Below are 15,495 nucleotides of genomic sequence, written 5' to 3'. Positions count from 1 at the left end.
ACAAGTATTTCCTCTTTATGAGTAGCCCTCGTTTACGTGTTCAGTTCGAAACACTCTTTGAAAAATTTGCCGGTAACGACACAGAAGTTCAGCTAGAAGACATTACCGACGCTCTGTTTTGTACGCGACGAAATGCGCGTATCGTTCTCAATAAGCTCGAAGAAGAAGGGTGGATAGAATGGCACCCGGCTGCTGGCCGAGGCAAACTATCCAAACTGATCTTTAAACGCAATCGTAGTGACGTAAGCGAAAACTTAGCGAGACGCTATCTAGACGAAGGAAAAATTGGACAGGCGCTCGATGCGTTAGACAATGACGCCGCACGTTTAACCCAGGTGATTCAAGGTTATTTGGGATTGCAGCATCGACAAGGTGAGCAAGTCGTAAGATTGCCTTATTACCGACCGTTAGCCATGCTGAATCCGCAAAAGCCAATGCGTCGCTCGGAACAACACATCGCGCGACAAGTTTTTAGCGGTTTAACGCGTCTTGATGAAAGCGAACAGCTTCAACCGGATCTCGCACATACGTGGGAGGCGCTTTCTGACACTCATTGGCGTTTCTATTTGCGTCGTGGCGTACGCTTCCATAATGGCGAACCACTCACGACAGATTGTGTTGTAGAGAGCATTCTTGCTTTGAGTGGATTGAATTTGTTCTCTCACATTCAGCAAGTTTCGTCACCACAACCTTGGACCGTTGATATTAAGCTTGTTCGTCCAGATCGCTATTTACCGTTAGCTTTGAGCGAGTCTCAAGCCAAAGTCTTATTGCCACAAGCACTTCGCTCTGAGGATTTTGACCGTAAGCCTATTGGTACAGGTCCGTTCCAAGTAAAAGTGAACGACGACAAACGCCTTATCCTTACTGCTTTCGATGGCTATTTTGGGTTTCGTCCACTGCTGGACCAAGTTGAAGTGTGGGTGATTGATGAAGCCTACTCATCAATGGTGTATCCAAGCCTGTCCAAGCCACAAATGAACAAACAAGCGTCGACCGATGAAGTGGAACTCGATCCGGGCTGTACCTTCTTGCTGCTTAACAAAAACACAGGGATCGCAAAAGACCCACGTTGGGCCGAATTTTTAAGCCAAACACTAAATAGCCATCAAATCTACGCGCACGTTCCCCAAGATAAAGTGATTGAACTGGGTGTACTGCAAGCATTTGGTTTAAAACCGGGGTGGATTGACTTAAGACCGACATCAGTTGGTGAAGTCCCGCAACAAGGTAAATCGATTACCGTCGCTTATCAGAAAAAACATCCGATGTTTCCTGTCATTGCCAAAGCAATTAAACATTTGCTCAAACCGCACAGTGTCGATGTCGAGTTTATTCGCTACGATACGCAGCCGCCAAATCCAGAAGAAGTCGACGTTTGGGTAAAAGCAATGGGTATTGCGACCAATCGCAACGATGCCTTAGCGGGCTGGCTACTTGATTATAGCGACATCGAAAAATTCAGCGCGGGTTACGATTTTTCAGAATGGGCGACATTAGTCGATCAATGGCGAGCAGGCATTCATGCCGACTTTCCTGCTCGCGAATTAGGAAGGCAGTTAGTGAAAAGCTGCCAGGTTATTCCAATGTTCCATTGCTGGCTTGGTGTAAACAAAGACCACAGCGGAGCGCTTCAAAACGCAAAATGTAATGCGCTGGGGTGGTTCGATTTCAGCAATGTGTGGGTCAAGCCAGAGATAGAAGATAATGGCCAAGCCGAATAAAAAGCAACCGAGTAAAACTGTCGAAATTTATTGTGCGAAATGCAAAGCGCAGCTATATAAATATCGCAAGGGCGGAAAGGGGGCCTTGGTGAAGTGCTTTAAAGAACGTATTGTAGAAGATTACACTCAAACCCCTTGTTTTTGCCCGAGCTGCGGGCAAGAGTTTGCACGAGATACGTTAGTCAGAGGTACGCCTGCGTTTAAGATGATTGGCGGAAAAGTGACAATGAAGTAGGAAAAATAATGAGCCAACAAAACGATTGCTGCATGGTGTTAAGTACCACCAATAATGAAAAAAATCGCGATGAAATCATCAAAGGTTTGTTAGAGGCTCAATTAGCGGCGTGTATTCAGACGATGCCAATTGAGAGCCATTATGTTTGGAAAGGGGAAGTTTGTACTGATCACGAATGGTTACTCATCATCAAAACACGACGTGAACTTTACGAGTTAGTGGAAGAAAAAATTGAAAACCTGCACGAATACGAGGTTGCTCAAATCGTACAGGTTCCTATCGTGGATGGTTTTAATCCGTATTTAGAATGGCTTCGCGAATCGACGTTGAGCCGACATTAAAAACAACGACAGTATGGCACCCGTCGTATCACACAACATGTCTTTCTGGGCATCCCAAATGTCTCCTTGGGAGCCTAGGAAGGCAATGCCTTCATCGCCACCAGCCAGTTCGGCATACCACCACTCAATGATTTCGTAGCCTGCAGCCAAAGACATAATGGCAAACAACGCAAACCAGCATGAAAAAGTAGGGTTGAATTTTTTGTTGCGAATCAAATACTCAGCGATCGGGTAGGCATATAAACCAATCGTAAAGTGGGCTACGCGATCAAAATTGTTTCTCTCTGATCCAATTAGGTTATTGAACCAATCAAACGGCACTTCAGCGAAGGTGTATTTCGCGCCAATGGTGTGTAGGCACAACCAAATAAACATCAAAAGGTAAGCGGTGTTGCTGAACTGGTAGCGAATCGAAATCGCCCAAATCGCAATGAGAATACCAATCGCCGGAATGATTTCAGCAAACCAGACAGCACGCGAGCTAGGTTCTAATGCTGAAAATAAAAAAACGATGGCGTAAAAAATCGTCAATCCCAATAGTGTAGAAGTGCTTTTCATAGGGTTAGTTGATCCTTCAATTGATTTTTTAGAGCGTACAAGCATCGAGTTAAACCGTTTATATCTCTGTTTGTAATGCGTTAACAATGATTACACTTAATTGAACGGTGTGCAATTGTTTATTTTTATTGGTTAATTATTAACTAAACATGTTGAATTATTAGCGAACTGCTCAACATTAAAACGTTTGCGCGTGCACATTTCATTAAAGTTTGATTTACAACATGCCCATCCATAGAATCCGTGACTCAGTCTAATAAAAAAGAAGTAAAGTCATGAAACTGGAAACTGTCGATTATCTTGCTGACGACGCTGCTCAACAGTTCGTAGCATCACTACGCGAAACAGGATTTGGCGTATTAAAGAATCACCCAATCCCTCAAGAGTTGGTTGAGTCCATTTACAAAAACTGGCACGAGTTTTTCTGCTCAGAAGAAAAAAATGATTTCCAATTTAATGTAGAAACGCAAGATGGTTATTTCCCACCTTCGGTTTCTGAAGTTGCGAAAGGCCACAAAGTAAAAGACATCAAAGAGTACTTTCATGTTTACCCTTGGGGACAAATCCCAGAACAGTTGAAAGCAGAGATTCTTGAGTACTACGAGCGCGCAAACGCTTTTGCACAAGAACTGCTAGGTTGGGTAGAAGAGTACGCACCAAAAGACGTACAAGAGAAGTTCTCTATTGCACTGTCAGAAATGATCAATAACAGCGACAAAACGTTGCTTCGCGTTCTTCATTACCCGCCAATGACAGGCGAAGAAGAGCCAGGTGCAATTCGCGCAGCCGCTCATGAAGACATCAACCTACTGACTGTACTGCCAGCGGCGAACGAGCCTGGTCTGCAAGTTATGAGCAAAGATGGCGAGTGGATCGATGTTCCATGTGACTTTGGTAACTTGATCATTAACATCGGTGACATGCTACAAGAAGCATCAGGTGGTTACTTCCCGTCGACGACACACCGAGTTATCAACCCAACAGGTGCTCGCCAAGAAAAATCGCGCATTTCATTACCGCTTTTCTTGCACCCAAAACCAGATACAGTACTTTCTGAGCGTTACACAGCACACAGCTACTTAATGGAACGCTTACGTGAGCTAGGCGTTATTTAATCAAACGCGATCCTGATTCCAAAGGCCGATGGTTTTTCGCTATCGGCCTTTTTTCGTTTATGGTACAAAAGTAACGACGTTGAGCTTTGAAACGTGCTCAATTTTAATCGCTTATAAATCAAACGAGGGCGCATGGAAGATCAATATGGCGTATGCGATAGCAGTCAGAGTGAAATAGAAAACCCGTTGCTTTGGCCAATGCTTGAGATTCTCAAAAAGCAACCATCTGGTTGGAAAGTACACACCTTGGCCAGCAAGCTCAGTGAACGCGGTTACATTAACCAGCTTGACCCCTCGCCAGACAAAGACTTATTCAAAAGAAACTTTCTGATAATGAATGCGCTGTATCAACTGCAAGAGACGCTCTTTCCGGACAGTTGGTTGCAAGTAGAAGCGATGGATATCATGTTGATGTCAGCATTAGAAGCGAGTAGAAACAGCGTCGATCCAAACGATCCTTTGCGACAATACTATTTGGATTGGAGCCATTATGAAGCGAACGAAGATGAAGTTCGTCGATTACTTAATGAGTTTTGGAGTCGTTATCAACGCTTTGTAGGCGGCGCCTCGGAGCATAACATCGATAAAGCGAAAGCGCTTAAACTCTTTGACCTAGCGGGTGATGCATCTCGTACTGAAATCCGCCGACAATGGCGAAAACTGGCGTTACGCTGGCATCCTGATAGAGAAAATGGCGATGCCGAAAGATTCAGAGTGTTGTGCGAAGCATGGAACGTGCTTCGAAATGGATAAATAGTAAATAACTACCTACTGTAGTAGGTGGTTTAGGACTGAAAATAAAAAAGGCAGCGATTATCGCTGCCTTTGTGTTTTAGACGAGCCAGACTTGGATAAGTCGTGATACGTCAAATACAAAATACTTAGTGTGAAGGTTTGAACTGTGACTTACGCATACGGTTAAGTGCTGCCATTACATCCAAAGTACGTGGTTTAGCAAGGTCACCTTGTTTAGGCAGTGATGCGTGCCATTCGCCCGATAACATCTCTTCAATTTCTTTTGCAGGGTTGTTACACCAACCAGGCAGTTGTGCAAGTTGGAACCACAACCAACCAATGGCGTTCACCTCGTCAGCAGACTCAATCTGCTCTAGAGAGCTAAGGTCAGTAAATTCTTTACCAAAACGCAGTGAATCTTTGCCTTTTGCACTTACGCGGAATTTACCATCAGTCAATATATTCATAAGAGCCACTCGGTTTAGTGCGCGTGGTCGGAAAGTTTGTAAGCTCTCTTCTGATTCGTTATGGCGCTGAGTAGGGTGCTGAGCAATCACTTGTTTTGCTTTTTCAGTCACGTCGACCGCTTGGTAGTCATGCATCTGAATAACGGTATTCGCCACATCTAGGTAATCACCAGAGCCACCCATAACGATGATAGTAGAGATATCCAGTTCATCACGTAATTGACCGATACGGTCAACCAGCGGTGTGATTGGCTCATCACCTTTTGCCACAAGTGCCTGCATACGCTCATCACGAATCATAAAGTTAGTTGCTGACGTGTCTTCATCGATCAGCAGTGATGTCGCACCGGCTTCTATAGATTCTTGTAACCAAGCCGCTTGCGATGTTGAACCTGATGCATCTTGCGTTGAGAAATCTGCAGTATCTTTACCCATTGGCAAGTGGTTGATGTAGTTCGACAGATTTAAGTGATGCACACAGCGGCCATCTTCCGCACGAATCTTCATCGCTTTCTGATCTGTTACGATGTACTCGCGACCATCGCCAGGAATGTGATCGTAAATAGAACGTTCAATGGCGTTCAGTAAGGTCGACTTACCGTGAAAACCACCGCCGACAATCAAAGTGATGCCTTTGGGAATGCCAAGTCCAGTCACGTAACCTTTGTTTGGTGCATGCAGAGTCACTTGCAAAGACTCAGGAGCCGTAAACTCCACAGCTTCTTTCATCGGCAAATCACAGTTACCCGCAATACGTGGTAGAACGCTACCATTCGCAACAAACGCAACAAGATTGTGTGCTTCTAATTGTTCTCTTAGTGCGCTTTGATCTTCTACGACTTGACAGTGCTTCACCATTGCTTCTTTATCCAACTCACGCTCAAGCGTCGCGCGTCGAATAAATTTAGGCAGATGGAACGTGAGGATGTTGTTCGCCTTTTTACCAAGCACAGAACGGCCTTCAGCGGGGAGGTTGACACGAAAACGCAGTTCAATCCCTTCTTCTGTGAATAGCACCGCTGTGCTGTCTAAAACCGTTTGACCATTTAAAGCGATTGATACGGTATTTTCTTGTTTAGCAAATTGCTCAAAGCTACGAGCAATAAAGTCGCGAGCCGCGCGTTGGAACGCCGGAGACTCGTCTTTTAGCCACTCAAGACCAGTTAGTGACCAAGCACGAGTCGCACGAAAACGTGACGCAGAAGCATACGGGTCGCCTTGAACATGATCGATAAACAACGTGAAATCAGCGAAGTCATACTGACCTTTGATTTGTTGGTAAGCACGGTAGTTCTGCTTTTCAATTTTCTTAAGCGTGGCAGTTAACTGATCCATGAAGATATTGGCCTTTTAATTAGAAGCGGGCGGCGATTATAGAAACCACCGCAAAGAGAGTAAAGGAGAGCTTAGGAAGAATAGGCGTATTGGCCACCAATTTGACGCTGATTAAACAAACTTTGTTCGAACTCGTTACAAGGCATCGGTTTTCCGTACAAAAAGCCTTGTCCGATATCGCATCCTTCGCCAATCAAAAACTGCTCTTGTTGTGGCGATTCAATCCCTTCAATGACCACTTGCAGCTCAAGTTTTTTCGCAATATGGATGATGGAACAAATGATTGCGCGGTCATCGTCGGATTTTTCCATTTGCTGAACAAAACTCTTGTCGATTTTTATGGCATCAAAAGGGTACTTCTTCAAATAACTGAAAGAGGCGTAGCCCGTACCAAAATCGTCGAGTGACAATGTCACACCAAGTTTATTCAGTTTTTTAAGGGTTGTTCGCGCGACCACTTCATCAGCAATTAACGCACTTTCCGTCACTTCTAACTCAAGAAAACGTGCCGGAAGGTGGAACGCTTCGAGAAGGTGTTCAACTTGCTCGGCGAAATTCACGTTTTGCAGTTGAATAGGAGAGACATTTACCGCAACTTTGAAATTATCGAATAACTCAGACCACTGTTTGGCTTTGTCGATAGCAGTACGCAGAACAAATGAGCCAACTTCAAATATGAGCCCATTTTGCTCAGCCATGTGGATGAGCGCTTCGTTAGATACATCGCCTAAAACGGGGTGACGCCAGCGTAATAGCGCTTCTGCACCTATCCATTTGTGCGTATGAGGGTTCACTTTTGGTTGGAAATACAACATCAAATCGTCATTGCGTACCGCTTGGAGCAGATAACTTTCGAGCTGATTATGGTTGTTCAACTCATGCGTGTGGCTCTCACAGAAGTAACTGTAAGCTTCACCCGACTCTTTACATAGCAACATTGCGTAACAAGCATTTTGTAGAAGTTGTTTGGCGCTGCTCGAGCGATGAGCCTGAACTACGCCAACGTAGGAGTGCAAATGCACTTCTGTGTCGTTGATGTAGAAGTTCCCCACGCTGATATTAGTGATTTTATCGAGCAGATTATGCAGTTTCGAATCAGCATCTTCTCCCCATAACAAAAGCACTAAGTCGTTTGAACTTGGGCGGCCAGTAATGAAGTAGTTTGAATCGTTCGTCCCAAGGCGCTTACGAAATTCTTTGAGGATCTCATCAAACGCTTCAAAGCCGTATCGAGTTTGTATGCTACGCGCATTACTAAAGCCCACATTTATAACAATTAAAGACTGATGCCCGTGTTCTAGGGATTGAAGCGTATCTTCAACCACCGCTTCCAGTGCGGCGCGATTAAGAAATCCGGTACCTTGGTCATGGGTTTTCTGGTAGTTAACTTGTCTTTCTGCGGCTTTGCGGCGGTCAATTTCTTGAGTGAGTGAAAAGCTGAGTTGGGCGAGGTCAGTGGTTCGGTTTTCTACGCGATTTTTAAGTTCGCTGTTAAGTCTCAACAGTTTGTATTGTTGGTAGACAACAGCAAGTTGAGCTTCTATTGAGTCCTTGAACGTGTTGAGCAATTGCCGGTAAGTTTCGCTGTACTCATTGGCTTTGGAGTCCAACATACAAATGGTTCCAAACGTTTCACCATTTGGCCAAAACAACGGCAAACCACAATAGGAAAGCATACCAAGTTTGATGTCCGGATTATTCGACCATTTTTCATCGGCAATGGCATCGGGAACAACCAGTTGGCTTTTGGTTTCAATGACATGTTCACAGTACAAACCATGTCCAAGATCTTCTTTGTCGCCAGCTTTATATGGATTACCTTGAGTGTCGCTTGAGGTGTTTACTTCGATGTGGTTTTGATGCACTCGCATGATAAGCGTGGTTGGCACGTCTGCAATCTGTGCGAGGAGATTGACAATATCCTGCCAGCTTCGCTGCATGGATTCAGGAATCTCATAATCTAGTGTTTGAAATCTCCCCATAGAGGCCTTCCTTTCCGGTAGTTTCACATCCTGTGAATCGAAGATTTATGCAGTAGTAATTGTTATAACATTAGTCGTTTTACTTAAGTATAGGGTCGCCCACAGACGAAACAAAAAAAAGTCCTGAAAACCTTTCAGGACCCTAAATTGTTGGAAGCCATCTCAAATATGAAACAAATTTGACGAACTTATGGCTTAAGTGACGACAAGGTTTCTAACGAAATGTCTTGCGAGTAGTCTACATCGTCAAAGTTAAAGCCGTTTAGTTTCATGAACTCGTCTTTAAAGCCTTGGTAATCACCAATCTCTTTAAAGTTCTCCGCATTCATTTGTTCTAACAAATGACTCACTTCAGCCTGCGTTTGCGGATCCAGTTCTAAGTCATCAATTCGAATCAATCGCTCGCCATCAACAGGAACTTTAGGCTGATCGTAAAGCTTCGTCGTGAACAGACGTTGCATTTGTTCGATGCAGCGTTCATGCGTGCCTTTCTCTTTCATTACTCGGTACAGAGCTAAAAGGTAAGGGCTCAGAGCAGGGATGAAAACACTAGCTTTGGTTACCAGCGCTTTACACACCGTGGCGTAAGCACCACCGTCGAAGTTAGCCAGTTTCAGATTCAATGCATGGCTGGTTTGGTGCAAGTCAATTTTGGCTCGGCCTAAAGTACCATCAAGATAGATTGGGTGAGTCACTTCTGGGCCCATGTATGAGAATGCAATGGTTTTACAACCTTGAGCGACGGATTCCGTGTTGATGAGAGTATCAATCCAGCTTTCCCAATCTTCTCCACCCATGACCTTAATGGTCGCTTCTGCTTCCTCTTCGGTGGCAGGCTCGAGCGTGGTTTCAACCCATTGATCATTTTCAAGTAAGATGGAAGCGCCAGTAACCGACTCACCAATAGGCTTAATCACACTGCGCCAGAACGTATCTGAATGAGGTTTTGGACGAACGCCCGCTGCAAGGCTGTAAATCACCAAATCGACTTCACCTTCAAAGTAGGTTTCGATCGCTTCGATAACTTCATTACGGACAGAGTCAGAGAATGCATCACCAACAATATTGATTGCAGTGCGTCCTGCATGTGTTGCTTCTTGTTTGAAAAAGATGTTGTTGTACCAGCCTGCGCTGCCAACCCCTTTCTCAGATGGACCTCGTTCAAACGAGACGCCAATGGTGTCAGCTTCAGCGCCGCCAAACGTTAGGGCAATACGTGCTGCTAACCCAAAACCGGAGGAAGCACCAATAATTAAAACTCGTTTAGGGCCGCTTTTGATCTGCGGGGCTTTTTTTACGTATTCAATTTGCTCTTTTATGGATGCATGGCAACCGTGTGGATGCGCAGAGCGAGCAACAACACCTTGAATTAACGGTTCTATTCGCATTGTTGTGATCTAACCTCGGTGAGTGGAATTCTGGTTAGATTAACGTAAAGTTAGGTAAAACTTATTGAGCTAGACCATCAAAATTAGAGATGTTTAACCAATTCTTGAGCAACGAATTCCGCAATCCAAGGTTGCGCTTCAGGTTTCGGATGTAAGCCATCATCCATCATCCACTCTGGTTTGGTGATCACATGCTCTAAGAAGAACGGCATTAACTGAACTTGTTGATGCTCAGCCAATTTGGGATAGATGTCGTAAAACATGTCGCTGTAGCGCTTGCCGTAGTTAGGTGGGACACGAATTTGCATCATGACCACATTGGCACCAGAATCTTTGATCATGCTAATCATTTTCGACAGATTCGACGTAATAACTTTGGGAGGAAAGCCACGCAACCCATCATTGGCGCCCAACTCGATAAGAACTAAGTCGGGTGTATGTTGGTCAAGCAGTTGCGGGAGGCGAGCCAAACCGTTGCCAGTAGTGTCTCCGGAGATGCTGCCATTAATAACTGTTACATCTTGCCCGTGTTCGAGCAGCGCGTCAGGGAGTAAGCTAGGCCAACTCTTCTCAATCGGCATTTGATAGCCCGCACTCAAGCTATCACCAAGAACAAGAAGCTTTTCGCTTGCTTGCGATGCGGCGGAAAGACAAAAAAAGAGAACTAAGGAAAGTAAACGAATCATGCAAACACCTGTACTCAAAGCACCTATTGTTCAAGCGAATTTGGTTTCTAAACAAGTCTCTACTAATCAAGAACAATTAACAATCCTTAAAGATGTAAATGTTGACATCAGAAAGGGCGAGACCATCGCAATTGTCGGCACATCTGGTGCAGGCAAATCCACGCTAATGACATTGTTGGCGGGGCTCGACACACCAACCTCCGGAGAAATCACGCTTCTAGGACACGAACTTTCGAAGCTAGATGACGAAGCTCGTGCGAAAATCCGAGCCGATTCTCTAGGATTTGTCTTTCAAAGCTTTCTACTTATCCCAAGTTTGAGTGCACTTCGCAATGTGACCTTACCGTGTCTTTTACGCGGAGAAGCCGAAGATGAAGCACGAGCTACAGAATTATTAAGCGCCGTAGGATTGGAAAAGCGACTCGACCACTTACCAAGTCAACTTTCTGGTGGTGAACAACAACGCGTTGCGTTGGCCAGGGCATTTATGACTCAGCCAGAATTGCTGTTTGCTGATGAACCGACAGGGAACCTTGATTACCAAACCGCGGATAAAGTCATCGAGCTGTTGTTCGATCTCAATAGCCAGCACGGTACGACATTAATATTGGTCACTCATGATGTGAACTTAGCAAGCCGATGCGACAGAATTTATCGTATGGAGGCGGGTGAGCTTAAGGAGGAGATGTAATGTCAGCAGTATCTTCAAGTGAAGTAACATCTTCAGATCAACGTGGATTGAAGCAACACTCTCCGAATAAAAGTTTGGTGCGTTGGAGTTTGGGCGAAATTAGGCAAGGAAACCTCTGGCCGATCAGCGTCGCTCTTGTGTTGGTCATCGCGAGCATTTTTGCATTGTCTGCACTTGCATCTCGTATGGAGCAAGTGATTGTCAAGCAAGGGAAAGATGCATTAACAGCGGATGCGGTGTTCGTTTCCGCAAACCCATTATCTGACTCACTATTAAAATCGACAGAGCAACTTGAGCGCTCCGTTATGACCCGATTTTCGACCATGGCTTTTAGCGATAACGGAATGCAGCTTATTTCTGTACGAGGTGTCGATGAACGTTACCCTTTAATGGGTGAGTTGGTTTTAGATGGGAGTGAGTCAGGTCGCGTGAAGCCTAATCAACTTTGGTTAGACGAACGTATTATGGCTCAATTAGAAGTTAACAAAGGTGACAATGTCACCATTGGTGATGCAGATTTCACCGTTTCAGGTGCCGTGCTGATGGAGCCGGGTTTAAGTTTCAATCCATTCCAACAAATGCCTGCGGCGTATATTCACCAAAGCGACGTAGAAAAAACAGGCGCGATACAAGTCGGCAGTCGAGTGCAGTATCGACTGTTTCTAAAAGCTGACAATGCGGCGCTAAAGCAACTCCAAGATAAGACAGAGCTGTCACCAAGTGATCGCTGGCGTACTCAAGATACCGCGAGTCGCAGCAATGAAGTTTTTGATCGCACTACACAGTATTTATCATTGACTGTAGCTATCGTCATAATTATGGCTGCGACAACGTTGGTTCTTACTTGCCAAAACTACGTGAATAGCCGAACTCAAACCATCGCAATGCTGAAAAGCCTTGGCGCGAGCAGACCTTGGATAGAAAAGTGGTTATTGATTCAAGTGGCCATTCTATTGGTAACCGCCAGTATTGTCGGACTCATTCTGGGTAGCGGCTTGGAATATTTGTTACGTATTCCTCTGAAAGATCTCTTGCCAAACCCACTACCGAGTTACGGCGTCACTCCGTTTATTGTCGCTGTGGTTTCTGCCATTCTCATCACCGTTCCGGCGCTTGGTATCCCGCTACTTGGGTTAATTAAGACACCAGCACTTGAGGTTTTACAGCAGGGCACAGCTCAACGATCTTGGAAGCGACTGCTGCTCGTTCTTGTCCCTGTGCTTCCATTGCTCGCGTTGTACGCAAACAACACTTTGGTCTGGATTGTACTGGCGGGTATTGCAGCACTATTTGTCGTGTTGGCCGGATTAAGCATCGCACTGACGAAGTTATTCTCCCGCTTTGCCACCAAACCAGCGATGAAGTTGGCACTGAGCCGAATCAACCGCACGCCTATTACCAGCGGTCTGCAGTTTGGTGCGCTGTCGCTTTCTTTGATGCTCCTTTCCATTATTTGGCTTGTCCGTAGCGATATCCTCGCAGATTGGGAACGGACTTTGCCTGCGGATGCGCCTAATGTATTTGCATTAAACATTGCCGATTATGAACTGGCTAACTACCTAGAAACACTGGATAAAAATGGAGTGACGCGGTCACAAGCATTTCCAATTATTCGAGGACGACTCACAGAGATTAATGGCCAAAACGTTAAAGACGTTGAATATGAAGGGGAAGGCTCTGACGCAATCCGTCGAGAGCTTAACTTAACATGGGGTGATCAGTTACCAGAATATAATGACGTTCTTTCAGGAAAATGGACGAACGCAAACAGTGTTTCTGTTGAGGCCGATGTCGCGCACGATTTGGGTATTCAACTTGGAGACAAATTAAGGTTTGTTATCAACAGCCAAAACTTTGATGCGACGGTGGATACCATTCGCCATGTTGAGTGGCGAGATATGAAGCCTAACTTCTATTTCATCTTTTCTTCTGATGTGATGGCAAATGTTCCGGGTTCATATTTAATTAGCTACCGAATCAATGAAGGAAACGAATCGCTGCTTACATCAATGTCGAGAGCGCACCCAACAGTTTCTGTGTTAGACATCCGAACTATGGGAGAGAAAATACAGGCGCTAATACAACAAATCGTTTCTGCGATCACCATTCTTGCTTTGTTAGGCGTAATTGCAGGGCTATTGCTCATTTTTACATTGTTACGCTTGAGCTTGTCTCAACGTCAGCAAGAAATCCGTCTGTATCGTACGCTTGGCTCAAGCAAAAAACGGATTAATACAACCTTGTGGGCGGAATACGGAATTATGGCGCTTGTAGCAAGTTCTGTCGCCGTTATGGCAGCCGAAGCCTGTGTTGCAGCAGTGATGAAGTATGGGTTTGACCTCAATGCTCAAATTCACCCTGAATTGTGGATAGCTTTACCGTTAGCCACTTTCGTTACACTGGCACTTGTTGTAATGAGTTTGTTGAAAAGATTGCTAACGCCAGTAAACACTTAATACCCATTTATATAACTAACGCGGACTCACTCCATGACATTTTTATTTTAGTTATCCACAAAAACGGTGGATAACTTTTGGGATAACTGGAGAGGTCAAAAATAGGGGTGTTTCCGCAAGCTTTACGCCATGGGTCTTAGAGTGGGATTCTTATACACAACAGGCTAAAAATTCGCTCATCAAACCACTTCGTCAAGCACTTTTTTTGCAATTTTTTTATTCCGTAAAGCAACTTTTAAAGTTATCGCAAACCCATGAACTTTTTGTGATTTTAATCATGCTCAAACCCGAGTAGAATCACGGTTAGTAAAGATTTCTCCTTATAAAATTTTTAGTGAAGCAATGAAGTCTGAGTTTCTAAGTCATAAAGATAAACATATCGCCGTTGTAGGTGGTGGTGTAGCCGGTGCCACAGCCGCCATTCATTTTGCAGAGTTGGGATTCAAAGTCTCTGTTATTGAAAAGGGCGTCTCGTTAGTCAACGGCCCACCAATTTGTCACCTTCATGCGGGCGGTAATTTGTATCGTGAAATTTCTGAACAACAATGTTTGGATTTGCTTACGCAATCTATAGATACGATCAGACTGTATCCTCACTCACTGAATATTCGTCCTACCATTATTGCCGTACCTCACTCTGATGGGGGTGACCCATTCGCGCTACTGCCTCGCTTAGAGGTGATTAAAAGTGCTTACCAGGCGTTGGTCGACAAAGACGAACACAACAAAGTACTTGGCGAGCCTGAAGAGTATTTCAAACTGTATTCGAAAGAAGAATTGCAGGAACTGGCAAAACAAAACCAACCAGAACATCCATCCACCTTTGATGAATGGAGCATTCCTTTTGCTCAGCACGCTGATTTAGAGCAATTAAAATATCCGGTCGTTGCCGTTCAGGAGTATGGTTGGAGCGTGTTCCGTTTAGCGGCTATTGCTAACTTAACCTTAGCAAAACTGCCGAATTCAAACGTGATTACTCAAGCGACACTGAATCAGGCAGATTGGCTTGGTGATCATTGGCAATTGACTTACGAACACAATGGCGTCAATTGTTTGCTTACTTGTGATTACTTAGTCAACGCATGTGGTTTCGAGACGGGAACTATTGATAACGCAGTTGGTGCTAAGCGTGACCGTTTAGTTGAATTCAAAGCCGCTTACGTGACCAAATGGAACGAATGTAACCAGCAATGGCCAGAAGTCATTTTCCACGGCCCCCGTGGCACAGATAAAGGAATGGCGCAGTTAACTCCCTATGGAGATGGCTATTTCCAGCTGCACGGCATGACGAAAGAGATCACGTTGTTTGAAGATGGCTTAGTTGAAAGCACGGCACTCTCTGCTCAACCTGAGCTACCTATACCGTTACTGTCTAAAATTCGCAGTGGGTGGCGTGAAGAAATTTTGGGTGAAAGAACGCATAACGCAATACAACACATGGCCCAATTTATCCCTGATTACAAAACAGCGGAAAAAGGTGGCAAAGCGTTGTTTGGTGCTCAACAAATTCCAGGCACAGATCCCGTGCTTCGCGCGGCAGATGTTTCATTCGAACAAAATCACTACGCTCGAATTGAAGTTGTGAAAGCGTCTTCTACGTTGTTGGCTGCTCAAAAAATGCTTCAGTATTGGTTTGATATCACGCCTCAACATAATGTAGAAGCGCAACATCCAGTGACCGTTAATTGGTCTGAAGACGAAATCGAACAATACGCGATTAAACTGACCGAAGAACGAGGCTATCCGCATGCTCTAGCTGAACGCTACGGGATGTAAACAGCC

13 protein-coding genes are annotated in these 15,495 nt (G+C 44.8%); 8 read left to right on the top strand and 5 right to left on the bottom strand.

Going from position 1 to position 15,495, the window contains the following annotated elements:
* Nucleotides 1-17: 17 nt before the first annotated feature.
* From BIW15_RS11570 to cutA, 3 genes are read left to right on the top strand one after another with little or no spacing between them, the layout of a single operon-like run.
* The gene (locus BIW15_RS11570; protein ID WP_024701251.1) at nt 18-1,724 is read left to right on the top strand and encodes an SgrR family transcriptional regulator; all 1,707 of its coding nucleotides are present in this window, start codon (nt 18-20) and stop codon (nt 1,722-1,724) included.
* Entirely contained in the window at nt 1,708-1,959 is a 252-nt protein-coding gene (locus BIW15_RS11565) for a hypothetical protein (protein WP_005479768.1), read from the top strand. The genes BIW15_RS11570 and BIW15_RS11565 overlap by 17 nt, the downstream gene beginning before the upstream one ends.
* Before the next feature lie 8 nt (nt 1,960-1,967).
* Nucleotides 1,968-2,300, top strand: a complete 333-nt coding sequence (cutA, locus tag BIW15_RS11560; protein WP_005455382.1) for a divalent-cation tolerance protein CutA — start codon at nt 1,968-1,970, stop codon at nt 2,298-2,300.
* Here the strand turns inward: cutA and BIW15_RS11555 are convergent.
* Nucleotides 2,262-2,858 carry a DUF2238 domain-containing protein gene (locus BIW15_RS11555; RefSeq protein WP_077281066.1) on the bottom strand — a complete coding sequence of 199 codons (597 nt, stop codon included), beginning with the start codon at nt 2,856-2,858 and terminating at the stop codon, nt 2,262-2,264. The genes cutA and BIW15_RS11555 overlap by 39 nt on opposite strands.
* A gap of 275 nt (nt 2,859-3,133) precedes the next feature.
* Between BIW15_RS11555 and BIW15_RS11550 the strand changes: the two genes are divergently transcribed.
* Both BIW15_RS11550 and BIW15_RS11545 read left to right on the top strand, forming a co-directional pair.
* Complete coding sequence (locus BIW15_RS11550) at nt 3,134-3,973, top strand: isopenicillin N synthase family oxygenase (RefSeq protein WP_005455357.1); 840 nt, start codon at nt 3,134-3,136, stop codon at nt 3,971-3,973.
* 132 nt (nt 3,974-4,105) lie between these two features.
* Nucleotides 4,106-4,726 carry a DNA-J related domain-containing protein gene (locus BIW15_RS11545; protein ID WP_024701249.1) on the top strand — a complete coding sequence of 207 codons (621 nt, stop codon included), beginning with the start codon at nt 4,106-4,108 and terminating at the stop codon, nt 4,724-4,726.
* Nucleotides 4,727-4,854: 128 nt separating this feature from the next.
* Here the strand turns inward: BIW15_RS11545 and BIW15_RS11540 are convergent, their stop codons facing one another.
* The 4 genes from BIW15_RS11540 to BIW15_RS11525 form a co-directional block, all read right to left on the bottom strand.
* Nucleotides 4,855-6,510, bottom strand: coding sequence for an ABC-ATPase domain-containing protein (locus BIW15_RS11540; protein WP_077281065.1), 1,656 nt, complete (start codon nt 6,508-6,510; stop codon nt 4,855-4,857).
* Nucleotides 6,511-6,581: 71 nt separating this feature from the next.
* Nucleotides 6,582-8,492, bottom strand: a complete 1,911-nt coding sequence (locus BIW15_RS11535) for a GGDEF and EAL domain-containing protein (RefSeq protein WP_077281064.1) — start codon at nt 8,490-8,492, stop codon at nt 6,582-6,584.
* Between the two features lie 188 nt (nt 8,493-8,680).
* Complete coding sequence (gene fabV / locus BIW15_RS11530) at nt 8,681-9,880, bottom strand: enoyl-ACP reductase FabV (protein WP_005498842.1); 1,200 nt, start codon at nt 9,878-9,880, stop codon at nt 8,681-8,683.
* An 83-nt stretch (nt 9,881-9,963) separates the two neighbouring features.
* Complete coding sequence (locus tag BIW15_RS11525; RefSeq protein WP_005455373.1) at nt 9,964-10,566, bottom strand: arylesterase; 603 nt, start codon at nt 10,564-10,566, stop codon at nt 9,964-9,966.
* Between BIW15_RS11525 and BIW15_RS11520 the strand changes: the two genes are divergently transcribed.
* The 3 genes from BIW15_RS11520 to BIW15_RS11510 all read left to right on the top strand — a co-directional run bounded on the left by BIW15_RS11520 (nt 10,565) and on the right by BIW15_RS11510 (nt 15,489).
* Complete coding sequence (locus BIW15_RS11520; RefSeq protein WP_077281063.1) at nt 10,565-11,257, top strand: ABC transporter ATP-binding protein; 693 nt, start codon at nt 10,565-10,567, stop codon at nt 11,255-11,257. The two genes, BIW15_RS11525 and BIW15_RS11520, sit on opposite strands and share 2 nt — an antisense overlap.
* Nucleotides 11,257-13,713, top strand: coding sequence for an ABC transporter permease (locus BIW15_RS11515; RefSeq protein WP_179115278.1), 2,457 nt, complete (start codon nt 11,257-11,259; stop codon nt 13,711-13,713). The genes BIW15_RS11520 and BIW15_RS11515 overlap by 1 nt, the downstream gene beginning before the upstream one ends.
* A gap of 342 nt (nt 13,714-14,055) precedes the next feature.
* The gene (locus tag BIW15_RS11510; RefSeq protein ID WP_031821939.1) at nt 14,056-15,489 is read left to right on the top strand and encodes an FAD-dependent oxidoreductase; all 1,434 of its coding nucleotides are present in this window, start codon (nt 14,056-14,058) and stop codon (nt 15,487-15,489) included.
* The last annotated feature ends 6 nt before the right edge of the window (nt 15,490-15,495 follow it).

The organism is Vibrio sp. SALL6 (genome assembly GCF_002002385.1).
In the GTDB taxonomy this organism is placed as follows: Bacteria; Pseudomonadota; Gammaproteobacteria; order Enterobacterales; family Vibrionaceae; genus Vibrio; species Vibrio parahaemolyticus.
Note: the sequence above shows the minus strand (reverse complement) of the source record. Positions and strands in the feature narration are given on the sequence as shown.